We start from the raw sequence: 23,775 nt of genomic DNA, 5'->3' as shown, positions 1-23,775 counted from the left end.
ATCCATTGGCATTTGTGGTATAATATCTAAACTGTGGAGGTAATCATATGTTAGAATTTACAGATCAATTAAGCCGTGAAGAAAATGATGAATTTGTCAAAGCTCATCCGCTTTGCAATCTGCTTCAATCATCCTCCTGGGCAGATATAAAATCAAATTGGGATCATTGTTATACCGGTGTCAAAAAAGATGGCTTCTTAGCTGCGACAGCAATGGTATTAATCAAAAGACTGCCGTTAGGCTTTACTTTATTCTATATCCCAAGAGGTCCGATTATGGATTATAAGGATCAGGCATTAACCGCTTTTATGCTGAAAGAACTAAAAAAATTAGGTAAAAAGCATCACTGCCTCTATATCAAAATCGATCCATATATTCTAAAGAACCAATATCGTATCGAAGAAGCTAATGAATCAATAAATGATGAATGCAAACAGGTAATGAACAGCTTAAGAGCCTGCGGAGCGATTCATCAAGGCTTTACAAAAGATATTATGAGTACCATTCAGCCGCGTTATCAAGCCAATGTCTATGCAGTAGAAAATTTCGAAGAAAATTTGCCTAGACATACGAAACGGCTGATGAAGGACGCGCTTAAACGTCATGTTCAGTTAATCATGGGCGGCAGCGAACTGGTAAAGGAATTCGCGCAGGTCGTTGCGAAAACTGAGAATCGTAAGAAAATCGCTTTGCGTAATGAGGAATATTTTCAAAAGCTGATGAATGCCTATGGTGATGATGCTAAAATCCTGCTGGCTAAGGTGAACGTGAAACAGCTTGTGGATACAACCCAAACATCTCTTGAGACAATGACTCAGGAATATAATGACTTACCGGAAAACCAAGTCAAAAAACGCCGCCGGCTTGAGGAACAGTTATCCAGCCTGCGTAAGGATCTCAGTGAATATACTGAAATAGCTGCCGCTGTTGAGGGTCAAAGTGAAATGGTGATTGCCGGCTGCTTATCAGTGAAATACGGTCCAACCATGGAAATGCTTTATGCCGGTATGGATGAACGCTTTAAAAAATTTATGCCGCAATACAGTATTTATGTAAAACAAATGAATTGGGCCTTTGAAAATGGCTGCCATTGGTGTAATATGGGTGGTGTTGAAGGCACTTTAGATGATGGATTAACAAAATTTAAAGCCAATTTTAATCCTACGATTGATGAAACCATCGGTGAATTTGATCTGCCTGTAAACAAAAGTCTCTATAAAGCAAGTGAAATGGCTTATAAATTAAGAAAGAAAATGAAAGTGAAGGCATAAAACATGGTGAAGAAAACGATAGAAATTCATTCCAAGCAAGAAACCGAAGCCTTTGGTTTAAAGCTTGGAAGCCTTTTGAATGAAGGGATGTGCATCACCCTCAGCGGTGATCTGGGCGCTGGCAAAACAACGCTGACAAAGTCGATTGGTAAAGCCATCGGCGTAAATAAAACCATCAATTCACCGACTTTTACCATCTTAAAAATTTATCATGGCAAATTTCCGCTCTATCATATTGATGCTTACCGTCTTGAAGGCATAGAGCAGGATCTTGGCTTTGAAGAATTTATCGAAGGTGACGGGGTATGTGTGATTGAGTGGCCTGATTATATGGCAAATCAGCTGCCCGACCAGCGGCTTGAGATAACAATCCATAACGGCAGTGATGAAAATCGTGAATTTATCTGTACTGCGCTTGGCAGTAAGTATGAAGAGATCGTGGAGAAACTGATATGAAAACATTATGTATGGATACCGCGCACAAATTCCTTGTGATCGGTTTATTTGAAGATGAAAAGCTAATTGCGAAAGCATCGGAAAGAGCATGGAAACAGCAGTCTGAAAAATTCTTTCCGGCATTGATGGCATGCATGGAACAGGCAGGCTGGTGTGCGGATGACTTAGATGAGATCGTGATAACTGAGGGCCCGGGAAGCTACACGGGTGAGCGTATCGCGATGACGATAGCTAAAGTCTTATGCACCACTAAGCAAAAGCCTTTGTATACCATTTCAACATTTCAAATGGTTGCCGGCAGTCAGGATCGCTGTGAAGTCATTCTTGATGCCAGAAGCAATCGTGCCTATGTGGGAATCTGTGAAAAAGGTCAGCTGATCAGTGAATGTATCAAGACGCTGGATGAGATAAAAATCGATGCTGAGCATGAGCTGATTGTCGGTGATATAGAATTATTAGGACATGAATATGAAGAAATAGATTTTGTGAAGAATATGATGGATGTTAAGCCTTATTGGAAGAAAATTGAACATGTGCATCTTTTAGTTCCGCATTATCTTAAAAGTCAGGAAGAACTGGTTAAGCAATGATTTTACGAGAAATGAAGCTTGATGATCTTGATGCCGTCTTAGAAATCGAGAATGAGGCATTCAGTGATCATTGGCCGCGTACAGCTTATGAATACGAAATCAGTGAGAATGAATTTTCCACAGCCTTTGTCGCGGTGGATGGAGAACAAATTGTCGGTGCGGCAGTGTCTTATCTTATCTTTGATGATGCACAAATCGCTACGATTGCAGTCCGTAAGTCACATCAAGGACAGGGAATCGGCTCACTGATGATGGATAAGATTGTACAGGATGCTGATGCGGCCGGCTGTTCAACGCTTTCTTTGGAAGTGCGTATCAGCAATACCCCGGCAATTAAATTATATGAAAAATATGGTTTTATCAATGTGAATATCCGCAAAGGCTATTATGCTGACGGTGAAGATGCTTATTTAATGATCAAGCCTTTGGGAGGACAAACGGCATGGGTGGATTGACAAGCTATCAGGAACTTTATTCTGAAATTAGAAATGCCTTGCTTGCTTCTCGAAATCAGGCTTATAAAGCCGTGAACTTTGCGATGGTAAAAGCGTACTGGAATATTGGCCGTATCATCGTTGAGTATGAGCAGCAGGGAAAAGTACGTGCTGAGTATGGAAAATTTTTGCTTGATGAATTATCAGAACGATTAACGAAAGAGTTTGGTAAAGGTTTTTCAATAAGAACACTTCAGCAAATGAAGAAATTTTATTACCTTTATCCAAATGCGAACGCACTGCGTTCGGAATTGACCTGGACACATTACCGTCTTTTACTGAAAGTAGAAAACGATGATGCGAGAGCTTGGTATATGAATGAGTCTGCCGCATCTGCATGGTCTAGCAGACAGCTGGACAGACAGATATCTACGCTTTATTATGAAAGACTGCTTTCAAGTAAGGATAAAACACCAGTAAAAGAAGAAGCAATCGAACTTTTGAAACCTTTAGAAACGGATGACTATATAAAAGATCCGTATGTATTGGATTTTCTGGATTTGAAAAATTACCCAGCGCTTCGTGAATCTGATTTAGAACAGGCGTTAATCGATAAGTTACAAGAATTTCTTCTAGATCTAGGCCGTGGATTTTGCTTTGTGGCACGTCAAAAATTGATGCGCTATGAAGATGAAGATTTTTATCTGGACTTGGTATTCTATCATAGTATTTTAAAATGCCATGTATTGATTGATTTAAAAATCGGAAAACTAACTCATGGTGATGTTGGACAGATGGATAGCTACATTCGTATGTATGATGCCATCTATAAGAACGAGGATGACAATCCGACAATTGGTATCATTTTGTGTTCTCAGAAGAATGAAGCCATTGCAAAGTATTCGGTATTAAATGATGCGAAGCAAGTATTTGCTTCAAAATATTTGTTTACCTTGCCGACCGTGAATGAATTACAAGATGAAATTAAAGCGGAACGCAAGCGTATAGAAGATATGAAGGGAGGAAATGTAGATGACGAAGATATTAGCGATTGAATCAAGCTGTGATGAAACAGCGGCAGCCGTTATTGAAGACGGCAAAAAAATATTATCCAATGTAGTCGCAACCCAGATTGATGTACATAAGAAGTTCGGCGGTGTAATACCTGAAGTAGCGTCAAGAATTCATGTGGAAAATATCTCAATGGTGATTGCGGAGTGTATGGAAAAAGCGGGTTTAGGCATCGAAGAAATGGATGCTATTGCGGTAACGCAGGGGCCGGGATTGATTGGTTCTTTACATGTCGGGGTGCAGGCAGCAAAAACGTTAGCGTGGGCTTTCAATAAGCCGCTGGTGCCGGTGCATCATATTGCCGGTCATATTTATGCCAATCGTTTGATTGCTGATCTGAAATTTCCATTAATGGCGCTTGTTGTATCCGGCGGTCATACAGAATTAGTTTATATGAAGGATGAGTGGAGCTTTGAGGTCATCGGTACAACGCAGGATGATGCGATTGGCGAAGCCTTTGATAAAGTAGGACGTATCCTTGGTCTGCCATATCCAGGCGGTGTTTATATTGATAAATTATCAAAAGAGGGAAAGAATATTTATAAGCTGCCTAAGCCGCATCCGGAAAAGGAATTGGATTTCAGCTTCAGCGGATTAAAATCCGGGGTTCTGCAGTTCATTAAACGCTGTGAGCGCAACAATGAAACATTTGAACCTGCTGATCTTGCCTGCAGCTTTCAGGAAACAGCAATCGCCTGTCTTTTAGAAAGAGCTGAAAAGGCAATGAAGCAGATGCAGCCTAAAATGATCGTCCTTGCAGGCGGTGTCGCGGCGAATAGCTGTCTGCGTCAGCGCATCAGTGAATTGGTCAGTGAAAAATTCCCGCAGATTGAATGTATTATCCCGCCGTTGTCATGCTGTACCGATAATGCGGCGATGATTGGCGTAGCTGGAACGATCGCTTATGAGCATGGTGTGCGCGGCGATGCGTCATGTACGGCTGATCCTGCATTTGAATTATAAGTAGTTTAAAAAAACACATATTTCACAATCAAAAAAAGTGTGCTATAATAAGGTCGGTGATGAAAAATGGCAAATAAAAATGTACCAAAGGCAACGTTGCAGCGTTACCCAGTTTATCTAAAAGCACTGCGAAAACTAGCAAATTCCGGTGTTGAACGGATTATGTCTAAAGAATTATCTAATGTTGTCAGCATTGAGCCGACAACGATCCGCCGTGACTTCTCTTTCCTAGGCAATCTTGGCAAGCAGGGTTATGGTTATGACGTCAACAAGCTGATTGAAATCTTTAATCAGCAGCTGGGTCTTGACTTCGATGAGAAAATCATTTTAGTCGGAGCCGGAAACATGGGACGTGCCTTGATGAAATATAATAAGTGGAATCATGTGGTTGGTGAAATCACATGTGCATTTGATATCTCACCAGACCGCCAGGGAGTTCGTTTCGGAATCCCGGTTTACGACTTAAAAGATCTGGAAGAAAAAATTCCTCAGGGCTGCCGTATCGCAATCCTAACCGCTAATGTTGATATCCAGCAAACGGTTGACCGCATGGTAGCTGCCGGCATCGTCGGTATCGTTGATTTTACTCATGAGCACTTTCAAGTGCCAAAAGGGGTTGCAATTAAGACCGTAGATGTAGTATCATCTATACAAGAGCTGGTTTTTGAAACCAATTCATTAAAAGATTAATGGCGATGAAATGAGACAGCCTGACGGCACTTGTCAGCGACTCTGCGTATTGGTGAAAGGCAGAGAAGGAAAGTCAGTGACTGAACACTCATGGAGCTGAACCGGAGAACTAACAGTAGACGGTTTCGCTAAGGAGAGCGTTATCTCATAAAAGATGCATGGGCTGAGTCCCGTGAATCAGGATGGCACCGCGTAAATTACGTTCCTGTATAGGGACGTTTTTTTATTTTTTAAACAAATCCAGGAGGACAAAGATATGTTTGAATTTATGACCATTAGAGAATTATACGAAATGGTATTCTCCAACAATCATGTGGAAATTGATTCCCTTGAGTATGTTCAGCTGCAGGGTTGGGTAAGAACCAATCGTGATAATGGTAAAGTAGGCTTTATTGAATTAAATGACGGAACTTATTTCCGCAACGCCCAGTTGGTTTACGGTGATCTGATTAAGAACCGTGATGAAATTGCTAAATTTTCAACAGGCAGCGCAATTACGGTGACCGGACAGTTTAAGCTGACCCCCGATGCGAAGCAGCCATTTGAGATTGTTGTGACAGAAGCGGTATTAGAAGGCGCCTGCGATCCTTCCTATCCGCTGCAAAAGAAGCGTCACAGCTTTGAGTATATGCGTGAGATTGCGCATTTAAGACCAAGAGCGAATACGTTCTATGCGGTATTCCGTCTGCGTTCAGTTTTATCGATGGCAATCCACGAATTCTTCCAGGATCAGGGCTTTGTCTACGTACATACCCCAATTCTTACCGGTAATGACGGTGAGGGTGCCGGTGAAATGTTTACCGCGACAACACGCAAGGATGCGGACTATGAAAAGGATTTCTTTGGCAAGGAAGCTTTCTTAACGGTTACTGGTCAGCTGCATGTAGAGGCATTTGCGATGGCTTTCCGTGATGTATATACATTTGGCCCGGCATTCCGTGCTGAAAATTCAAATACGTCACGCCATGCATCAGAGTTCTGGATGATCGAACCGGAAATTGCTTTTGCTGATCTTGATGATAACATGGATCTGATTGAAGATATGGTTAAGTTCTGTATCAACTATGTGCTTGAGAATGCACTAGAAGAAATGAAGTTCTTTGAGAAGATGATCGATCAGGACTGCATTAAGCGAATTACCCATGTCCGTGATTCAGAGTTTAAGCGTATGCCGTACACTGAAGCAATTGAAATTCTTGAAAAAGCGGATGTGAAATTTGAGAATAAAGTATTCTGGGGCATGGATCTGAATTCTGAGCATGAGCGTTATATCTGTGAACAGGTAGTGAAAGGGCCAGTCTTCCTGACGGATTATCCTAAGGAGATCAAGGCTTTCTATATGCGTGTGAACGATGATAACAAGACAGTTGCCGCTTGTGATTTATTAGTGCCGGGTGTTGGTGAATTAGTCGGCGGATCACAGCGTGAAGAGCGTTATGATGTGCTTGATCATCGCATGGATGAATTAGGAATGAAAAAGGATAACCTGCAGTGGTACATGGATCTGCGCCGTTACGGCGGCTGCAAGCATGCCGGTTTTGGCCTTGGCTTTGACCGTTTCTTAATGTATCTGACGGGTATTCAAAACATCAGAGATGTTGAACCGTTCCCAAGAACACCAAGAAATTTATTATTCTAAGCGTTAAAGATCGGTGCCTGCCGGTCTTTTTCTTTATATAAAAACTTTCAGCGAAGAGCGGATAGTGCTATAATACGTTTTATAAAAGGAGCGTGAAGAAGATGATTATTGGAATTCCAAAGGAAATCAAAAATAATGAAAACCGTGTATCATGTACACCCGCTGGTGTATTTGCGTTATGCAAAGCCGGACATAAGGTGATCGTTGAAGCGAATGCCGGAATTGGCAGCGGTTTTAGCAATGAGGAATATCAAGAAGCAGGAGCTGAAATTGCGGATGTAAAGGAAGTCTTTAAAAGAGCGGAGCTGATTGTGAAGGTTAAAGAATATTTACCATCAGAATATCAATATCTGCGTGAGGATCAAATGGTATTTACCTACCTGCATATTGCCAATGATCCTGAATTCGCCAAAGCCCTGATTGATTCAAAAACAACAGCCATCGCTTATGAAACGGTGCGTGATCGTAAAGGCGGACTGCCGCTGTTAACGCCGATGAGTGAAGTTGCCGGACGGATGGCGGTACAGGTTGGGGCTACTATGCTTCAGAAAAATAACAATGGCCGCGGTTTGCTTTTGGGCGGTGTTCCCGGTGTATTCCCAGCCGAGGTCGTTATCATCGGCGGCGGTACGGTGGGTTTAAACGCGGCGAAGATTGCCTGCGGTTTAGGCGCCATCGTTACAGTCTTTGATATCAATGCTGAACGGATGGGATATATCGACGATATTTCCGGCGGTACGATTCATACGGCTTATAATAATGAATACAATCTCAGACGGGCATTAAAAACCGCTGATTTGGTCATCGGCGCGGTCTTAGTACCAGGTGCCAAAGCACCTAAGATCGTTACTAAGGATATGGTGCAGACAATGAAGCCAGGCAGCGCCATTGTTGATGTGGCCATTGATCAGGGCGGCTGTATTGAAACCAGTGATCATATTACCACTCATGATCAGCCTACCTTTGAACGCTATGGTGTTCTGCATTATTCAGTTGCGAATATGCCGGGAGCTGTACCGCGTACTTCCACAATGGCATTATCCAACGCGACACTGCCTTATCTGATGAAGCTGGCAGATCACGGAACTGCCGCATTAAAAGCAGATCCTGGCTTCCTGTTAGGGCTTAATACTTATCAGGGTCATATTACTTACCGCGGTGTCAGCGAAGCACTCGGTATGGCTTATACCGATCCTGAAACATTACTATAAATTCATCAATTTAGAAATCCTGACTCTGGTTGGGATTTTTTTTGTGCATTTGCCGCAGATTTGTGAACATTTATTTCCTATATATGAAAATTATGACAAATGTAATTTCAGCATTGTAAAACTTCATGAATAAATGCTGACAAAATACAGGTGTGTAAAATCAGCCTTTTGCTTAAAATGAAAGCGTAAACAACGGAGGGCAATAAAATGAATTACGTGATACTCATAACGCATGGAAAGTTTGCCGAAGGTCTTCACGATACACTGAAAATGTTTGTCGGTGAACGTGAGGATGTACTCAGTATTGGCTTAAGAGCAGGGGAAGATGTGGCAGCACTTGCCAGCCGTATCAATGAATGCTGTGAAGGCTTTAATGAAAATGATCAGTTTATTGTATTAGGCGATATGATCGGCGGTTCACCGCTGACCACACTGATGAATTGTTTCAGTGAGCATAATCTGCTGAAACGCTCAGTAATTCTTGGCGGTCTTAATCTGGCGATGGCGCTTAACGCGGTGCTGATGAAAGAGGGAAGTCTTGAAGATTGCAAAGCTGCGGCCTTGAGAGAGGGCATGCAGGCTGTGAATGAAGTAAAACTGTCATCAGATGATGACGATGAAATTTAAAGGGAGGAAATAATATGTCAATTAGTTTTATTCGTGTCGATGATCGTATGATTCATGGTCAGACATGCACGCGGTGGGCTTTGGAATATCCATGTGAGGGAATTGTTGCCGTCAATGATGATGCTGCTAACAACAGTGTATTAAAAGCTGCTTACAAGAGCGCAAGCGGGAAGAAAACCTTTATCTGGACGATGGAAGATTGGGAAAAGAAGTATCAGAAGGTGTTGGATTCCGATACAAACTATTTCCTAATTACTAAAAATCCATTGGATATGAAAAAGATATTAGTCGATCTAAACTTAAAATGCAATGTGAAGAAAGTCATCATCGGGCCCTGCAACGATCGTCCCAATGCTATTAAGCTAGGTAACAATCAATCCATTACACAGGCTGAAGCTGACGCTTTGGAAGCAATCAGTAAGGCTGGCTATGATGTTGAATTCCGTCTGATTCCTGATGAAAGCATCGGTAATTGGTCTAAGTTTAAAAATCAATTTGGTTATTAAAAAAAGGAGGAATAGAATATGACAATCAATGTTTTTCAGGCAGGCTTACTTGGCTTATTCGCTTGTTTAGCAAGTATGCCCGGCATGGGTGGTTCAGCCATCGGTAATTATACCTTAGGCCGTCCGCTGGTAGCAGGTTTAGTTGTTGGTATTATTTTAGGGGATGTGCGCACCGGTATATTGGTCGGCGCGGCAATGCAGTTATTATATATCGCCCTGGTAACTCCGGGCGGCACCGTATCGGCAGATGTGCGCGCAGTTAGTTATATTGGTATTCCACTAGCCATGCTGGCCCTTAAATCCTATGGCTTGGATGCCGCCAGTGCTGATGGCAATGGACTTGCGACTTCCTTCGGCGCCATGGTTGGTACGTTAGGTACGGTCTTATTTTATGGAACCGCAACAATGAATTTAATCTGGCAGCATATCGGCTGGGAAGCGATTGAAAAAGGAGAATTTAAGAAATTATATCTGGTTGACATGGGATTGCCTTGGATCTCCCATATTGTCTGTTCCTTTTTACCAACCTTCATTATCTGTTTGGCAGGTGCCGGCATGGTCGATACCATTAAAGCCGTTCTGCCGATGGATGGCCTGGCAATGAAAACAATCTTTACCGTAGGTTCATTACTGCCTTGTGTCGGTATTGCAATCCTGCTGAAACAAATCATTCTTAAGGGTGTTGACTTCATTCCTTTCTTCGTAGGCTTCGCATTGGCAGCCGCGTTAAATATTAACTTAGTTGTTGCTACAATTATTGCCGCTATGTTTGCCTATATGAATTATCAAATCAAATGTGCTCAGCTGATTCGTGTGAAAGCACCATCACAAGACATCGATGACGAAGAGGAGGATATCTGATCATGAAGAAATTATCTAAAAAGACCTTAAATAAATCATTCAGAAACTGGTATTATGGTCATCTGACTTGTTTCTCACAGGAACATATGCAGACATTTGGTTATCTTTGCGCGATGCTGCCGATCATTGAAGAACTCTATGATACAAAAGAGGAACAGAAGGAAGCATTGGAAACCTACAAAGCCTTCTTTAATACAGAACCGCAGTTAGGTACTGTCATCGTCGGTGTTACTGTCGGACTGGAAGAAGCGAAGGCAAATGGTGAAGGTGTTACTGGTGATACGATCAACGGTCTGCGCGCGGGTCTGATGGGCCCCATTGCCGGCATTGGTGATTCATTGGTTGTTGGTGTATTGATTCCTTTGCTGTTGGGTATTGCCTTAGGTTTATCAACGGGTGGTTCACCGGTTGGTGCGATCTTCTATATTATCGCATGGAATTTAATTGTTACCTTAGGGATGCGGATGCTTTATTTCAAGGGCTATGAATTTGGCGGTAAGGCAGTGGAATTTCTTACTGGTGATAAAGCGATGGCGCTTCGTGAATCCATCATGATGCTGGGCAGTATGGTTATCGGTGCGGTTGCCGCGTCATGGGTATCTGTCAATACGGTATTTAAAATGATTAATGCTGAAACTGGGGAAGCCTTCCTTGATTTAAACGCTCAGATTAATTCAGTTCTGCCAAAAGGCTTAACCGCGGCATTTGTGCTCTTTTGCTGGTACATGATTGCTAAAAAGAAAATGTCACCGATTAAGGTTATGCTGCTGCTTGTAGTAATTGCCTTTGTCGGCGTACTGATCGGTTTCTTTGATCCGCAGCTTGCTTACTAACATAAATCAAAGTCTTTATCTTGAAAGATAAGGACTTTTTAAATCAGGTATTGTATAATGATGCTGCAAGGGGAGATTGTATGAACGATAAAATAATGCGCCGGCTTTGCTTTGTATTATGCATGGTTCTCTGTATTGCCGGTTTACTTAAATTTTATAATTTCAGTGAAGAACAGCTTGCTGACGGAAAGCAAAAACCAATACTGTTTGGTTCTACCTATATGACGCTGAATAATCCCTTTTTTGATGTAATTAATGAGGAAATGCGGAATGTGATTGAAGCAAACGGTGATGTATTAATCACCATGGACCCGCAGCTTTCACTTGATAAACAAATTGATCAGATTCATTATCTGATGGATCTGGGCTGCTCAGTTTTAATAGTCAATCCGGTGGACAGCAAGGGACTGATCGATGTGCTGGCGGAAGCGAAGCAGCAAGGCATAATCATTGTTGCCGTGGATACGAATGTTTATAATGGACAGGATTTTGTTGATTATACCGTAGTTTCAGATAATTATCATGCCGGGCAGTTGTGTGCTGAGAATATGATGGCAGCTCTTGATCAGGCACAGATTATGATTCTGCGTCATGACGCGGCTTATTCAGCTATTGAACGGATTCAAGGCTTTAAAGATGCCATCAGCCAATATCCGCAGTATCAGATCGTTGATGAAATTGAGTGTGAAGGACAGCTTGAAATCAGTATGCCGCTGATTGCGCAGGCAATTACTGAGGGTGTGCAGTTTGATGTAGTCATGGCATTAAATGATCCTTCGGCATTAGGCGCCGTCGCCGCCTTACAGGAAGCTGACAAACTTTCAGAGGTATTGGTGTATGGTGTTGACGGTACGCCGGAAGCAAAGGTCTTAGTCAAAGAGGGCTTCATGCAGGCGACAGTTGCTCAATATCCAAAGCGGATGGGCAAGAAAGCTGTTGAAAGTGCCTATCGGCTGTTGAATCATGAAAGTGGAATCGTGGAGGAAAAGATTCCCGTTACTATGATTAATGGCAGCAACATCGATGAATTTTCATTAGAAAGCTGGCAATGATATGAAAACATATTTTTCAGACATTAAAAATCGGCTGAGTTTTTCCTATCAAAGCATGGTCATGATTTGTTTCCTCCAGCTTGCTTTTCTCAGCGCCTTAATTGTATTCAGTTCACTGCATATTCTCCAGCATTATCAGGCGGCTGCTTTTCTGAAGCAGGTGAATGTCATTCCGATTGCTTATTACCGGGTGCCTTTCTATACCGCCGGCAGTTTTATTTTACTGATGATTCTGCTGCGCCTGCGTTTTGTACTGAATGAAACATTCAGGAATACTTTATTCTTATTAATCGCGGAACTAGCTGTCTGCTACTTTATGATGTGGAGTTTATCCTTCAGCACCAATGATATTTTGCTGCTGGTCATCGCCAACATGGTGTCATTATCTAAAAAGAGACAATATCGGGGCCCATCCTTAGTCATCTACACTTTCATGTATCTGCTGACCAATACAAATGTAATTACGAATTTTATCCCGGTAACTGCTCTTGACGCTTATCTTGGTATCTACACGAGTCAGGCAGCTTCATTAATCATGGGTGTAAAAAATATACTTACTACGCTGTGTATTATATGTTTTATTGCGAATATGCTGTTTCTGATTCAAAATCAGTTGGATGAAAGTAAGAAAATCCAGCAATTAAATGAGGAACTGCAGAATTTGAATGAGGATTTAAAGGAATATGCCAATGTGCGTGAAAAAATGGGTGAAACGCGTGAACGAAACCGTTTAGCTAGAGAGATTCACGATACCTTGGGACATACCCTGACAGGTTTATCAACAGGTCTTGAAGCATGCGCCGCCTTAGTGGACATCAATCCAGAACTTGCCAAAAAACAGTTAACGCTGTTAGGCAATGTGGCCCGTGATGGTTTAAAAGATGTCCGGCATTCCGTCAATAAGCTGCGCCCTGATGCTCTTCAGAAGAAAACATTAAAGGAAGCATTAGCCACGATGATTGAGGAATTTCATCAATCCAGCGGCGTGCAGGTGCATTTTGCCTGTCATTTATCTTCCTTGGAATTTCAGCAGGATGAGGAGGATACGATTTATCGCATTGTACAGGAAGGGATGACGAATGCCCTCCGTCATGGCAAGGCGACGGAAATCTATATCTCGTTTGGTATGGATCAAATGAATCTTGTTATTATTATTGAAGATAACGGCATCGGCTGTACTCAAATTGTGGAGGGCTTTGGTCTGCATCATATGCGGGAGCGGGTAGCCTTGCTGCAGGGAACTTTGAGAGCTTACGGCACAGATGGCTTTGTGCTAATTGTCGAATTGCCGATTCGAAAGGAGGCTTAATCATGATTGAAGTAATGATTGCGGATGATCAGGAGCTGATGCGTGACAGCTTGCATATTCTGTTAAGCACAAAAGCTGATATTCATATTTGTTCATTAGTAAAAAATGGTAAGGAAGTATTGGCGCAGATTCCTGAAACGAAACCAGATGTAATCTTAATGGATATTCGAATGCCGGAATTGGATGGTGTCACATGCACCAAGCTTGTAAAGGAAGCCTATCCAGAGATTAAAATTATTGTGCTGACAACCTTTGATGATGATGAATATATTTACGATGCTTTAAAATATGGTGCCAGCAGTTATCTGCTTAAAGGTGTTTCTTTGGAAGAATTGTATCAGGCGATACAAACGGTTCAAAATGGCGGCGCGATTATTCATCCCAATGTCGCGGTTAAAGCGATGAAGATGTTTTCTGAAATGGCAAACAGCACACTGGAACCAGAAACCCCGGAGGGAATCAAGACCTTAAGCAAAACAGAATGGAAGATTCTTCAGCAGGTGGGCAATGGCTTATCCAATCGTGAAATTGCCGATAAGCTATGTTTCAGCGAAGGAACTGTGCGTAATTATATCAGTGTGATTCTTGATAAATTAAGTCTTCGTGACCGCACTCAATTAGCGATATGGGCAGTACAGAATCACAAGCTGGTAAATAAAGAGGATCAGAAATGAAACGGTTAAAACTGTGGCTGCTCTGCTTATGTGTGATGATCGCCGCGCTGATTCTTGTTTTCATTCCCAAACAGCAGAAATTAACGATTGGCATCTTCGCCGGCAGTAACTGGAATGTACCAAGCTCGGCAAGTGATGAACGCATTGAAAATGCCATTGCTGCTTTTAATGAAATATATCCTGATGTCAAGGTAGAATTTCAAAGCGGTATCCGGCCGGAATTGTATGAGGAATGGCTGTCTCGCCAAATCATTAATGATCAGCTGCCAGATGTCTTCTTTGTTCCCTCACAGATGTTTTCAATGCTGGCGAATAATGGCAGTCTGGCTGATTTAACTTATTTAAGTATTCACGACGATCAATTCCATCAAGAAGAATATTATGCCAATTCATTAAAGGAAGGAATGAAGGATAATAAACTGTACGCGCTGCCTTATGAAAGTGTGCCTACTTTAATGTTTGTAAATAAAACGCTCTTGGATAAGGAAGGCATTTCGATGCCGGACAGTGACTGGACATGGGATGATTTTTATTCAATCTGCAATCAGATCAGCAAAGATACAAATGGTGATGGTATTCAGGATCAATTCTGTTATTATGATTATACATGGGAGGATGCTTTATATAGCACCGGCACAGCTTTCTATGATGAAGTAAACAATCAAGTTGACTTAAACAATGAGACAACCGCGGAAACAGTGGCCTTCATGCGCAGGCTGAACGCGTTAAATACAGAAAAGGTGACGGCAGAAATGTTTGATAAGGGGCAGGTTGCTTTTCAGCCGATGAATTATAGTGATTATCGAACATATATGCCTTATCCGTGGCGTGTAAAAAAATACTCAACCTTTGAATGGGATTGTCTTACCATGCCGGCGGGGGCTAACGGCGGTAATATTTCGCAGATTGATACCTTAATGCTGGGTTTATCATCAAGAAGTAAAAATCAAGCAATGGCATGGGAATTCATGAAGCTGTTAAGCAGTGAACCGGCGATTCAAAGTGAACTTGCCAAAAATTCACCTGCCGTATCGGTACTCAGAAAGGTTATGCAATCACCTGAAGTCATTGATGCCTTAAAGGCAGATAATCCTGGCAGCAGCAGTTTTGAAATGACGATTCTGAATGATGTAATGGAACAGGGTATTGCAATCCGCCGTACAGATCAATATAATCAGATTATCCAAATAGCAAACAGTCAGATTAATGAATTAATGAATAATGATGCTGATATTGAGAATGGGTTAGCCAGTATGCAGCGTCAGATAGATACATATCTAAGAAAGTAGGAATCTTATGAAACAATTAAAAATGGTCGTTTTTGATGTAGATGGTACGCTTTATGATTTAGTTCGGCATGAAATACCGGCTTCATGTATTGAAGCGTTAAAGGAAATGAAGGCAAATGGATATCTGTTTGTCATAGCGACAGGCCGTGCTCATTATGGTCTAGGTAAGGCGCTGAATGACTTAAATGCCGATTATATCCTGTCGATGAACGGCGGTGTTGTCGTCGATCATGAAGGAAAGGTAATCTCTCATCATGATTTCACCAAAGCTGATGTGGATCGCTTGAATCAATTCTGCACGGACAATGAAGCTGGTTTAATCTGGAAATTCCTAGACGCGATGTATATTTATCAGTATCCTGAAAAGATTGACTGGCTGGCTGGTCAGATGAACAGTGATATCGGCCGCGATCCCTTTGTGGATTGTCCGCAGATGAATCGTCACCTGCGTGATGACGCGCCCCAGAGCGCCAGTGTTCATGCGTCGATTGATAAGGTGGAGCAAGCTTTTAATGAGGATGACAGCATAGCTTTCCTCAGATATTCAGAAGATGGTTTTGACGTTGTGCCGAAGGGCATTAATAAAAGTGTCGGCTTAAAGGATCTGATGGATTATCTGCATTTAAGTCATGATGAGGTTGCCTGTATCGGTGATAATTATAACGATTTAGAAATGATGGAAACCGCCGGAACAGCGATTGCGATGGGAAACGCAATTCCAGAGGTAAAGGCTAAGGCGGATTTTATCACCACGGCATCGGATCAGGATGGGATTGCGAATGCGCTGAAATATTTGGGGTGCATTAAGTAGATGGTGAATGTTTGATTGAAAAGGAGGCTGGGCTCAATGGATCGGGCAGCTTCCTTTTTTGCATTATAGGAAATTGCATGCTCAAGTATCAAAAGCCCAATATTTCATTATGAAAAGTTATTTGTTCTTGTTCTTTTTATTTCCCCTTAAATTCCGATATAAAAAATTAACATACTATATGTATATAAATGTATTGACATAACATTGACATAGCAATATATTAATAATGAGGAGGCTTAAATATGTCAAGTACAATCCAAATTAGAATTGATGATGATTTAAAGAAGAAGTCCGATAAACTTTTCAAAGATTTAGGAACTGATACAACCTCTGCAATTAGAATTTTCTTAACTCAGGCTGTTGCACATAATGGTTTTCCATTTGAAATTAAAAGAAGTTCAGTTAATGAGCATCCGTTAGCTGCGATGTCTGAGGATGAAATATTAGAAAGATTAACTATTGCGAGAGAACAGAGCGCTCAGGGAAAGCAAAGAGAGGCAATGGCTGTTATTTCTGATATTAGGTCAAAGTATGGATTATAATATAATCATAACTGAAAATGCAGAAAATGAATTAGACAGATATATTAGATATTTGCTTTTTGAAATAAGAAGTGAGCAGGCAGCTAGAAATCTTCTAGCTGATTTTGAAGAAACTGTTCAGATGTTGAAGAGTGTTGCAGGAAGTCTTAAAACATGTGAAAATCGAAGGCTTAAGGAACAGGGGTACAAAAGAATCAAATTTAAGAGACATGGGTATTTTATGCTTTTTCGTGTAGAAGAGAATGATGTGATTGTGGATGCTTTGTTTCACGAACTCCAAGATTATGAAAATAAAATAGAGTAATGAATAAAGATGATGTAAGTGTATATTGACTTAAAATTATGTTATAACACAACATTTTTGATTAAATATCAGATGTTAAGTATTCTGGAATCTTTAAAGCGGCTGCTGTAAGGTTTACATATGTAAAAGCGCGATGAAGCTGCTGAAAAGTCTAAGAATCAAGTAAGCGATCATAAGAACTAAAAGTTCAAATAGTCTCTTTTTTCTATCCAAGTAAACTTAGCAAATTTACTCGAAATCATTAAACAGGACTATGAGGTAATAGAGATTATCTCCCTCATTTTATATCGAAATGATGTAGATAACATTGGGATGACGTAGATAAAACTATGTAAGTTATTTGTTTCAACTTCCTATATATGAAAAAGAGTAGACGCGCTACTCTTTTATTTTGGACAATACAGTCCATAATTAATCATTTCTGAAAACAGGCTAATTCCCGCTTGCGAGACAATTCAGATAGGCAGTCAGTTCTTTTAAGGTGTTTAATTCAAAGATCTGATTTGGGCGGTGAATCTTAGGATAAGGATTCATCCAAATCGTAGTAGCGCCTAAGGCTTTAAACTGAAACAGATCATTATAATAGTGGTCACCAATCATCGTAATATTTTCAATATCATCTAAGATTTGCGGATTATAGGCTTTAATCGCATCCATTAAACCATAAGGTTTATGACAATCGTACAGGATAATTGAAAAAGCGTCGGTTAAGCCCAGCTTTTCAATAAAATCATGAGCGGTATCTTCAGGGGAATTAGTCAGCAGACAAACTGTCATCTTCTCATTGCATCGCCGGATGGCATCATTTAATGCGTGATTTACTTCCAGATGCTTTAACTGCCAGCTGCGTGTATGATAGAAAGCCTTTTGGGCGGTCACTTCATCAACACCGATACATTTGCCAATTAAGGTCAGCACAGCCCATAAATCACCAAGATAGAGGAAGCGCGGATCATTATTCAGAGTCACTTTTACAGGCTCTAAATGAGCAAGCATATCGGTCAGCTCCATAATTGTCTGCGCGTGTCTTTCAGGCAGCTGTATCTGAATATTCATGCGCAGAATTTCTCCCTGCATGATCAGCTCACATAATTCATGAAGATGCTTAAGTTCAAAGCGGGCATCATTTCTTAAAATATATTCAAAATAAACAAGATCAAAATCAAGATCCTGATACACTGTGCCATCACAATCCAAGATTAATGTTTTCATACTTATCCTTTCAGGCCGCCGCGGGCAACACCATTGACAATATATTTTCTGGCAAATAAGAAGAGCAGAATCATCGGAATAACTACGATTGCCGCCGCTGCCATCATCCGTTCAGTCTTAGCGCCGCCTTCGGTGACGAATGCATAAAGACCAAAGGGCAGTGTTCTGACGGCGGGTGAATTTGTTGCCAGCATAGGCCATAGAAAACTGTTCCAGCAGGCTATCGCGTTCAGCAGGGTAATGGTAACTAAAGAAGGCTTAGCCATTGGTACCATAATCTTCCATAGATATTTCCAATTCGAGCAGCCGTCAATGCGCGCCGCCTGATATAAAGAGTCAGGAATACTGGCGAAAAAATTACGCAGGATGTAAGTATAAAAAATACTCGATGTAAAGGGAATAATTAATGCGATGATCGTATCATGAATGCCCCAGGCGACAATGGTTCGATAATTGGTAATGATCAGCATCTCAAAGGGAATCATCATCAATGCGAGCAAAAGTGAAAATAAGAGATCACGGCCGGGAAACTGCAGTCTTGAGAATGCAAAGGCAGCCAGAATCGTTGTGAATCCGCAGCAGACCAAGCAGCAAATAGTGACGATGACAGAATTGATAAAATAAGTCGCAAAGGGGGCTGTTTCAAGGGCAAACTTAAAGTTATCCAGATTAAAGCTGGCAGGCAGCCATACCGGCGGGAATTGGGTAATCTCGGCAGAGGTCTTAAAAGCGCCGCTGATCATCCAATAAAAAGGCAGAACCATTAAAGCTGCTCCCATAAATAAAAAGAGATAGATCAGTGTGCGGCTGAATTTGAGCTTCATGCTTATCCCTCCTTTGACGCGCGCTTCTGAAGCCATAATTGAAGCATTGTGAAACAGAAAATGATGACAAAGAGTACCATGGCTGCCGCTGCGGCATTGCCATATTTAGGCGGTGTGAGTCCACGGAACTGATAATAAATATAATAAACGACAGTAAATAAATTATAGGCAACACCCGGTCCGTTGAATAATGGAAATAACTCATTGAAGACTTTAAATGCGCTGATCGTATTAACAATTAAAACAAGAAAAATAGTCGGCGCTAATAAAGGAATGGTAATCTTAAAAAAGATTCTTAGAGGACTGGCGCCATCAACCCGAGCCGCAGTATTATACAGGGGATCAATATTCTGTAAACCGGAAAGCAAGAGGATTATCGTAAAAGGAAGAATGCTCCAGATGCCGTAGATTACAAGCGCCAGAAAATTATTGCCGGCACTCTGCAGCCAGTTGATGCTTTCGAAGCCGAATATATTCAGAAAGAAATTAATTAAACCGCTGTTATAGTTAAACATGAATTTCCATGCCAAACCGACGGCAGTTACTGATGTAACCATCGGTAAGAAATAGGCAGTCTGAAGCAATGCCTTAAATTTAATATTTTGATTCAGCAAGGTTGCGATTACGATTGCCAGACATGTTGAGATGGGAATAACAGTTAATACATATTTGAAGGTATTAATGATTGCCTGCTGGAAATAAGGATCACTTAATACCGTAGTATAGTTATCCAAGCCAAAGCCGCTGAAGGCACCGGTCAGATACTTATAATTTTCTTTAAAGGACATGATAAAGACGTTAATCATCGGATAAAGGGTGAAGACGATAACACCGATCAAGAAGGGCGCCAGATAAAGATAGGGCGAAAGGGTTTCTTTCAGATTGCGTCTTCTTTTCATAAATACCGCTCCCCGCTGGCTTCATCAAAGATAAAGATTCCCTTATCACGGAAGCGAAGCGTCACTTCCAATCCAGCTGGCATGGCTTCATCACTGTCCATATAAGCACGGATCTGCGAATTGCCAATCTGCAGGGCAGCAATCATTTCCTTACCAATAACATAAGTTTGAATCAGCGTTGCACGCAGTCCCCCTGCCGCTTTCTGTAAACGGATGCTTTCCGCACGGCATGAAAAAATAAGTTTTCGCTGCTGCGGAAGTTCAGCGGTGTCGATTTCGGTCATCGGCTGACCTTCAACATATAAAATGCCGTCTTTTACTTCTGCGTTTAGTTTGTTGATGGTTGGATTACCTAGAAAATCGGCTACAAAGCAGTTAGCCGGATCATCATAGAGCCGCTGCGGCTGATCCATTTGCTGAAGCACACCATCCTTCATTAAAAGTATCGCATCAGAAATACTCATCGCTTCTTCCTGATCGTGGGTGACAAAGATGGTGGTTATCTTGGTTTCCTGTTGGATACGGCGGATTTCCTCACGCATTTCAATGCGCAGCCGGGCATCAAGATTACTCAGCGGTTCATCTAATAAGAGCAGTCTTGGTTTTTTCACCAGGGCGCGGGCGATTGCGACACGCTGCTGCTGACCGCCTGACAGCTGTGCCGGTTTGCGTTCCAGCATTGATTCCACATGAACCAGCTTAGCCATTTCGATTGCCCGGCGAGTACGCTCAGCCTTAGGCACTTTTTGAATTTCTAAAGGGAAGCAGATATTATCAAGAACACTCATATGCGGGTAGAGCGCATAATTCTGAAAGACTAAACCGACACCGCGTTTTTCCGGAGCGGTGAATGTCACATCCTCATCAGCAAAGAAGATTGAACCTTCCGTTGGTGTAAGGATTCCAGAAAGCATATTCAGCATCGTGCTTTTACCACAGCCGGAAGGACCGAGCAGAGCAATCAGCTGACCGGATTCAATTTCCGCGTTAAAGCGGCAAACAGCTGTGTGATTGGCAAACTGTTTCGTTAAATTTTCGATCTTAATTTTCATGAAATTCTCCTATTTTAATAGCTCCTGCCAAACTGTACCGTCAATATGATCCATAGTCAGAGAAAACATGGCAGCCATGGTCGGTGCTTCATTCACCATAGCTGAGCGCTCAATGACAACGCCTTTTTGTATAGCTGGTCCGCAGGCGATAAAGGTTGTCGTCTCATCTCTTGACGGCAGATGACCGTGACTGGCTAAGGTCTGATGATAACCGGCAGGCAGATGTTTCGCAAAGAGATCATTGCCGGCTAAGGTTGTCTGAAAGGACATCGGTTCTTTTCCTTCAAGTACAAAATCAAGCGGTCCGCTTAAACCAAATTGTGTTTCAGCTTCTTCTTTGGTAAATAAATAACCGATATTGTACTGCGGATCTGCTTTAATCATTTTTAAGAATTCGTATACTTTAGCCCGCATTGCTGAATCTTCTGGATTTTTAAGCTGAATCCATGCTGATAAGGCAGCTGAATGACAATAGGCATCATAATCTATTAATTCACCCTTCTCATTGCAGCGAATAAAACCATGCTGCTTCAAAAGCAGATTCATATTCAGACAGCGCTTAACATCCTGTTGGCCATGATCGCCGAGAATTACAAAATTAGTATTCTCAAAATCCCCATAGCGTTTAATACTCTCCACCAATACGCCGAATTCTTCATCATGCTTGCGCAGCTGTGCCTTTACCTGCTCATTATCAATGCCGTATTCATGACGGACACTGTCAAGATCACACATCTTTACAAACATGATATCCGGCTGCGCGTAATCACGGATCACATCCGCTGCCAATGCCATCGTATATAAGTCAAGATTTCGGTCTTTGCCTTTCAAATAACGGCCATATTTCCAATAATAACGATCCAGCAATGCTTTTGACGCGTTATCCTCAAGAAACTGATAGGGATTGAAGCCCTGATAACCAATCGGTACAATCATTGGCATATTTAAATCAATATCCGCCTTACCGCTCACTGGCCAGGTCAGGGAACAGGTTGTATATCCATTAGCTTTAAATAAATCAAAAAGGGTAGGACATTTTATATCCGAACGCTGATTGTACCAGGGAGCATCTTTACGCTCAACACCAACGATTTCATTATGCGGCACACCATGATGATTGACTGTACAGCCGGTGATGATTGAACAATGACACGGATAGGTGAGACTAGGATATACCGGTTCAACATGCTTAACCATTGATCCGTTTTCAAACATAAATTTAAAATGCGGCAATTCTTTCATATATTCAAGATCCAGAGTGCATAATGCATCAAGACAAAAGACGAGTAATTTGTGTTTCTTCATAGTTTTCCTTTCAAAAAATTGCTGAAAATTTCAGCAATTCTATTATTCACTCAGCGCCAGATTAGCAGCCTGCACAGCTTCATTCAAGGCGTCCTTGGCTGAGGCTTGGGCGGTGGCAGCCTTCTTAACCGCTTTTTCAAGCTCTGTGCGGACAGTGCTTGAACCCTTTAATACCGGCAGGGCACCAGCATAATCATTCTGCAGAGCTAATGCCTGAAGGGCGATATTACCGGCGATGTATTCTTTATAGGCCGATGTTGAATCAGCATCACTGTACGGGGAGAAGCCGCCAAAAGCAATCGCCCATGCTGCGGCGTTATCCGCATTAGTGAAGTATTCCGCAAAAGCGGCAACACCTTTTTCCTTCGTTTCATTACTCTTAAAGCCAATAATATTTCTAGTCCATTGCTGAACCCACTTTTCAGCACCATTGCTTAACTGCGGAACACTGGTACAAGCCAATTCATGATCACCCAGATCTAAGAACGGCAGACCCGCAGAAGAACCAATATAGGCACCTAATACATGAGCACCGATATCTCCTGAGTTGTAATCACCGGTAGTTGGCGCCAATTGGAAATAGCCTTCCTGAACACCCTTAGCGAACCAATCTACCAATTCAATATAACGATCATCCTGCCAATTGACAGTCTTTGTTTCCTTGTCAATATAACCAACGCCGGACTGATTTAACAGCATGATGGCAAGATCTGGAATAGAATCAACCGCAAAACCCGGAATTCCTTTTGCTTCATAGATTTTCTTTGAACTGTTCTCAACATCATCCCAAGTCTTCGGCGCGCTTAAACCTAATTCATCATAGAGTGTTTTGTCATAGAAGAATACCGGCCCGGTTGACTGAATGGCGATGCAGTGCCAGGCACCATCGGCAAAATCGGTGGATTCTTCAAATAAGCCTTCGCTGACTCTTGATTGATAAGTGTTAATATCAAGATAATCAGAAAAATCAATGGCCATCCCTTCCTCCGCATAATCCGCGGCTACTGAAGCATCCAGCATAACCATATCCGGCCCGGTGCCATTGGAAGCTGCTTCATAGACTTTTGATGAAAAGCCATCCAGCGGCTGTGTTAATGCTGTAACGGTATATGCATCCTGAGAAGCATTAAATTCACTGATAATGTTCTGCAGCGTTTCCTCATGAACCTCCGTAAACGTATGCCACAAGGTTATTTCCGTTTTTTCTGTGGTGTTATCCGATGCAGCATCAGGCTGCGCATTTGCTGAACATCCGCCTAAGAGCAGACATGCGGCAAGCAATAAGCTTTTATTCTTTTTCATATTACCTCCATGTTATTTAACATGTGTAAGCCTACCATCAGACATTAA

General features: G+C 41.8%; 26 protein-coding genes. 20 read left to right on the top strand and 6 right to left on the bottom strand.

All coding sequences use genetic code 11. The features are described 5' to 3' along the window. The first annotated feature begins 47 nt into the window (after window positions 1-47). The 20 genes from DAHG_RS09840 (at window position 48) to DAHG_RS09745 (ending at window position 17,133) form a co-directional block, all read left to right on the top strand. A complete protein-coding gene (locus DAHG_RS09840) occupies window positions 48-1,271 on the top strand; it encodes a peptidoglycan bridge formation glycyltransferase FemA/FemB family protein (protein ID WP_022938180.1) in 1,224 nt (407 codons plus the stop codon). Between the two features lie 3 nt (window positions 1,272-1,274). Next, window positions 1,275-1,727, top strand: a complete 453-nt coding sequence (tsaE, locus tag DAHG_RS09835; protein WP_022938179.1) for a tRNA (adenosine(37)-N6)-threonylcarbamoyltransferase complex ATPase subunit type 1 TsaE — start codon at window positions 1,275-1,277, stop codon at window positions 1,725-1,727. Then, window positions 1,724-2,317, top strand: a complete 594-nt coding sequence (gene tsaB / locus DAHG_RS09830) for a tRNA (adenosine(37)-N6)-threonylcarbamoyltransferase complex dimerization subunit type 1 TsaB (protein WP_022938178.1) — start codon at window positions 1,724-1,726, stop codon at window positions 2,315-2,317. The genes tsaE and tsaB overlap by 4 nt, the downstream gene beginning before the upstream one ends. Continuing rightward, complete coding sequence (gene rimI / locus DAHG_RS09825) at window positions 2,314-2,772, top strand: ribosomal protein S18-alanine N-acetyltransferase (RefSeq protein WP_022938177.1); 459 nt, start codon at window positions 2,314-2,316, stop codon at window positions 2,770-2,772. The genes tsaB and rimI overlap by 4 nt, the downstream gene beginning before the upstream one ends. Beyond that, window positions 2,760-3,806, top strand: coding sequence for a PDDEXK nuclease domain-containing protein (locus DAHG_RS09820; RefSeq protein WP_022938176.1), 1,047 nt, complete (start codon window positions 2,760-2,762; stop codon window positions 3,804-3,806). The genes rimI and DAHG_RS09820 overlap by 13 nt, the downstream gene beginning before the upstream one ends. Further along, complete coding sequence (tsaD, locus tag DAHG_RS09815; RefSeq protein ID WP_022938175.1) at window positions 3,784-4,785, top strand: tRNA (adenosine(37)-N6)-threonylcarbamoyltransferase complex transferase subunit TsaD; 1,002 nt, start codon at window positions 3,784-3,786, stop codon at window positions 4,783-4,785. Before DAHG_RS09820 ends, tsaD begins: the two co-directional genes overlap by 23 nt. A gap of 66 nt (window positions 4,786-4,851) precedes the next feature. Continuing rightward, window positions 4,852-5,475 (top strand): redox-sensing transcriptional repressor Rex, encoded by a 624-nt coding sequence (locus DAHG_RS09810; protein WP_022938174.1) that lies wholly within the window; start codon window positions 4,852-4,854, stop codon window positions 5,473-5,475. 256 nt (window positions 5,476-5,731) lie between these two features. After that, a complete protein-coding gene (gene asnS / locus DAHG_RS09805) occupies window positions 5,732-7,114 on the top strand; it encodes an asparagine--tRNA ligase (protein ID WP_022938173.1) in 1,383 nt (460 codons plus the stop codon). Window positions 7,115-7,215: 101 nt separating this feature from the next. Next, entirely contained in the window at window positions 7,216-8,325 is a 1,110-nt protein-coding gene (gene ald, locus DAHG_RS09800) for an alanine dehydrogenase (RefSeq protein WP_022938172.1), read from the top strand. Between the two features lie 207 nt (window positions 8,326-8,532). After that, window positions 8,533-8,952 (top strand): PTS sugar transporter subunit IIA, encoded by a 420-nt coding sequence (locus tag DAHG_RS09795; RefSeq protein ID WP_022938171.1) that lies wholly within the window; start codon window positions 8,533-8,535, stop codon window positions 8,950-8,952. A gap of 14 nt (window positions 8,953-8,966) precedes the next feature. Continuing rightward, complete coding sequence (locus DAHG_RS09790) at window positions 8,967-9,458, top strand: PTS system mannose/fructose/N-acetylgalactosamine-transporter subunit IIB (protein WP_022938170.1); 492 nt, start codon at window positions 8,967-8,969, stop codon at window positions 9,456-9,458. 18 nt (window positions 9,459-9,476) lie between these two features. After that, the gene (locus DAHG_RS09785; protein ID WP_022938169.1) at window positions 9,477-10,319 is read left to right on the top strand and encodes a PTS mannose/fructose/sorbose/N-acetylgalactosamine transporter subunit IIC; all 843 of its coding nucleotides are present in this window, start codon (window positions 9,477-9,479) and stop codon (window positions 10,317-10,319) included. 2 nt (window positions 10,320-10,321) lie between these two features. After that, a complete protein-coding gene (locus tag DAHG_RS09780) occupies window positions 10,322-11,152 on the top strand; it encodes a PTS system mannose/fructose/sorbose family transporter subunit IID (protein WP_022938168.1) in 831 nt (276 codons plus the stop codon). An 80-nt stretch (window positions 11,153-11,232) separates the two neighbouring features. Then, entirely contained in the window at window positions 11,233-12,204 is a 972-nt protein-coding gene (locus DAHG_RS09775) for a sugar ABC transporter substrate-binding protein (protein WP_022938167.1), read from the top strand. A gap of 1 nt (window position 12,205) precedes the next feature. Further along, on the top strand, window positions 12,206-13,513 hold the full coding sequence (locus DAHG_RS09770; protein WP_022938166.1) for a sensor histidine kinase: 1,308 nt from the start codon (window positions 12,206-12,208) through the stop codon (window positions 13,511-13,513). 2 nt (window positions 13,514-13,515) lie between these two features. Next, window positions 13,516-14,187, top strand: a complete 672-nt coding sequence (locus tag DAHG_RS09765; protein ID WP_022938165.1) for a response regulator transcription factor — start codon at window positions 13,516-13,518, stop codon at window positions 14,185-14,187. Next, window positions 14,184-15,476, top strand: coding sequence for an extracellular solute-binding protein (locus DAHG_RS09760; protein ID WP_022938164.1), 1,293 nt, complete (start codon window positions 14,184-14,186; stop codon window positions 15,474-15,476). Before DAHG_RS09765 ends, DAHG_RS09760 begins: the two co-directional genes overlap by 4 nt. 7 nt (window positions 15,477-15,483) lie before the next feature. Next, a complete protein-coding gene (locus DAHG_RS09755; RefSeq protein ID WP_022938163.1) occupies window positions 15,484-16,287 on the top strand; it encodes a Cof-type HAD-IIB family hydrolase in 804 nt (267 codons plus the stop codon). 242 nt (window positions 16,288-16,529) lie between these two features. Further along, window positions 16,530-16,829 (top strand): type II toxin-antitoxin system RelB/DinJ family antitoxin, encoded by a 300-nt coding sequence (locus DAHG_RS09750; RefSeq protein ID WP_022938162.1) that lies wholly within the window; start codon window positions 16,530-16,532, stop codon window positions 16,827-16,829. Continuing rightward, window positions 16,819-17,133, top strand: a complete 315-nt coding sequence (locus DAHG_RS09745) for a type II toxin-antitoxin system RelE/ParE family toxin (RefSeq protein WP_022938161.1) — start codon at window positions 16,819-16,821, stop codon at window positions 17,131-17,133. The genes DAHG_RS09750 and DAHG_RS09745 overlap by 11 nt, the downstream gene beginning before the upstream one ends. 432 nt (window positions 17,134-17,565) lie before the next feature. Here DAHG_RS09745 and DAHG_RS09740 read toward each other — a convergent pair whose 3' ends face one another. Genes DAHG_RS09740 through DAHG_RS09715 form a run of 6 tightly spaced genes read right to left on the bottom strand, consistent with a single transcriptional unit; the run spans window position 17,566 to window position 23,727 of the window. After that, complete coding sequence (locus DAHG_RS09740) at window positions 17,566-18,345, bottom strand: HAD family hydrolase (protein ID WP_022938160.1); 780 nt, start codon at window positions 18,343-18,345, stop codon at window positions 17,566-17,568. Between the two features lie 2 nt (window positions 18,346-18,347). Further along, entirely contained in the window at window positions 18,348-19,169 is an 822-nt protein-coding gene (locus DAHG_RS09735; RefSeq protein WP_022938159.1) for a carbohydrate ABC transporter permease, read from the bottom strand. A 2-nt stretch (window positions 19,170-19,171) separates the two neighbouring features. Further along, window positions 19,172-20,068 carry a carbohydrate ABC transporter permease gene (locus DAHG_RS09730; RefSeq protein WP_022938158.1) on the bottom strand — a complete coding sequence of 299 codons (897 nt, stop codon included), beginning with the start codon at window positions 20,066-20,068 and terminating at the stop codon, window positions 19,172-19,174. Further along, window positions 20,065-21,120 (bottom strand): ABC transporter ATP-binding protein, encoded by a 1,056-nt coding sequence (locus tag DAHG_RS09725; RefSeq protein ID WP_022938157.1) that lies wholly within the window; start codon window positions 21,118-21,120, stop codon window positions 20,065-20,067. The genes DAHG_RS09730 and DAHG_RS09725 overlap by 4 nt, the downstream gene beginning before the upstream one ends. A 9-nt stretch (window positions 21,121-21,129) precedes the next feature. Further along, window positions 21,130-22,425, bottom strand: coding sequence for an alkaline phosphatase family protein (locus tag DAHG_RS09720; protein ID WP_022938156.1), 1,296 nt, complete (start codon window positions 22,423-22,425; stop codon window positions 21,130-21,132). A gap of 42 nt (window positions 22,426-22,467) precedes the next feature. Beyond that, window positions 22,468-23,727, bottom strand: a complete 1,260-nt coding sequence (locus DAHG_RS09715; protein WP_022938155.1) for an ABC transporter substrate-binding protein — start codon at window positions 23,725-23,727, stop codon at window positions 22,468-22,470. Window positions 23,728-23,775 lie beyond the last annotated feature (48 nt).

The sequence above is a fragment of the Dielma fastidiosa genome, assembly GCF_000313565.1.
In the GTDB taxonomy this organism is placed as follows: Bacteria; Bacillota_I; Bacilli_A; order Erysipelotrichales; family Erysipelotrichaceae; genus Dielma; species Dielma fastidiosa.
The sequence above is the reverse complement of the archived record's forward strand: the minus strand, read 5'-3'. Positions and strand labels throughout refer to the sequence as shown.

What these genes read in the sequence shown, in the direction of transcription:
- DAHG_RS09720 (WP_022938156.1), bottom strand. Translation starts at nt 22,425, where the DNA reads ATGAAGAAACACAAATTACTCGTCTTTTGTCTTGATGCATTATGCACT.
- DAHG_RS09725 (WP_022938157.1), bottom strand. Translation starts at nt 21,120, where the DNA reads ATGAAAATTAAGATCGAAAATTTAACGAAACAGTTTGCCAATCACACA.
- asnS (WP_022938173.1), top strand. Translation starts at nt 5,732, where the DNA reads ATGTTTGAATTTATGACCATTAGAGAATTATACGAAATGGTATTCTCC.
- DAHG_RS09790 (WP_022938170.1), top strand. Translation starts at nt 8,967, where the DNA reads ATGTCAATTAGTTTTATTCGTGTCGATGATCGTATGATTCATGGTCAG.
- DAHG_RS09795 (WP_022938171.1), top strand. Translation starts at nt 8,533, where the DNA reads ATGAATTACGTGATACTCATAACGCATGGAAAGTTTGCCGAAGGTCTT.
- DAHG_RS09750 (WP_022938162.1), top strand. Translation starts at nt 16,530, where the DNA reads ATGTCAAGTACAATCCAAATTAGAATTGATGATGATTTAAAGAAGAAG.
- DAHG_RS09785 (WP_022938169.1), top strand. Translation starts at nt 9,477, where the DNA reads ATGACAATCAATGTTTTTCAGGCAGGCTTACTTGGCTTATTCGCTTGT.
- tsaB (WP_022938178.1), top strand. Translation starts at nt 1,724, where the DNA reads ATGAAAACATTATGTATGGATACCGCGCACAAATTCCTTGTGATCGGT.
- DAHG_RS09735 (WP_022938159.1), bottom strand. Translation starts at nt 19,169, where the DNA reads ATGAAGCTCAAATTCAGCCGCACACTGATCTATCTCTTTTTATTTATG.
- rimI (WP_022938177.1), top strand. Translation starts at nt 2,314, where the DNA reads ATGATTTTACGAGAAATGAAGCTTGATGATCTTGATGCCGTCTTAGAA.
- DAHG_RS09715 (WP_022938155.1), bottom strand. Translation starts at nt 23,727, where the DNA reads ATGAAAAAGAATAAAAGCTTATTGCTTGCCGCATGTCTGCTCTTAGGC.
- DAHG_RS09745 (WP_022938161.1), top strand. Translation starts at nt 16,819, where the DNA reads ATGGATTATAATATAATCATAACTGAAAATGCAGAAAATGAATTAGAC.
- DAHG_RS09820 (WP_022938176.1), top strand. Translation starts at nt 2,760, where the DNA reads ATGGGTGGATTGACAAGCTATCAGGAACTTTATTCTGAAATTAGAAAT.
- DAHG_RS09775 (WP_022938167.1), top strand. Translation starts at nt 11,233, where the DNA reads ATGAACGATAAAATAATGCGCCGGCTTTGCTTTGTATTATGCATGGTT.
- tsaE (WP_022938179.1), top strand. Translation starts at nt 1,275, where the DNA reads ATGGTGAAGAAAACGATAGAAATTCATTCCAAGCAAGAAACCGAAGCC.
- DAHG_RS09765 (WP_022938165.1), top strand. Translation starts at nt 13,516, where the DNA reads ATGATTGAAGTAATGATTGCGGATGATCAGGAGCTGATGCGTGACAGC.
- ald (WP_022938172.1), top strand. Translation starts at nt 7,216, where the DNA reads ATGATTATTGGAATTCCAAAGGAAATCAAAAATAATGAAAACCGTGTA.
- DAHG_RS09840 (WP_022938180.1), top strand. Translation starts at nt 48, where the DNA reads ATGTTAGAATTTACAGATCAATTAAGCCGTGAAGAAAATGATGAATTT.
- DAHG_RS09760 (WP_022938164.1), top strand. Translation starts at nt 14,184, where the DNA reads ATGAAACGGTTAAAACTGTGGCTGCTCTGCTTATGTGTGATGATCGCC.
- DAHG_RS09810 (WP_022938174.1), top strand. Translation starts at nt 4,852, where the DNA reads ATGGCAAATAAAAATGTACCAAAGGCAACGTTGCAGCGTTACCCAGTT.
- DAHG_RS09780 (WP_022938168.1), top strand. Translation starts at nt 10,322, where the DNA reads ATGAAGAAATTATCTAAAAAGACCTTAAATAAATCATTCAGAAACTGG.
- tsaD (WP_022938175.1), top strand. Translation starts at nt 3,784, where the DNA reads ATGACGAAGATATTAGCGATTGAATCAAGCTGTGATGAAACAGCGGCA.
- DAHG_RS09730 (WP_022938158.1), bottom strand. Translation starts at nt 20,068, where the DNA reads ATGAAAAGAAGACGCAATCTGAAAGAAACCCTTTCGCCCTATCTTTAT.
- DAHG_RS09755 (WP_022938163.1), top strand. Translation starts at nt 15,484, where the DNA reads ATGAAACAATTAAAAATGGTCGTTTTTGATGTAGATGGTACGCTTTAT.
- DAHG_RS09740 (WP_022938160.1), bottom strand. Translation starts at nt 18,345, where the DNA reads ATGAAAACATTAATCTTGGATTGTGATGGCACAGTGTATCAGGATCTT.
- DAHG_RS09770 (WP_022938166.1), top strand. Translation starts at nt 12,206, where the DNA reads ATGAAAACATATTTTTCAGACATTAAAAATCGGCTGAGTTTTTCCTAT.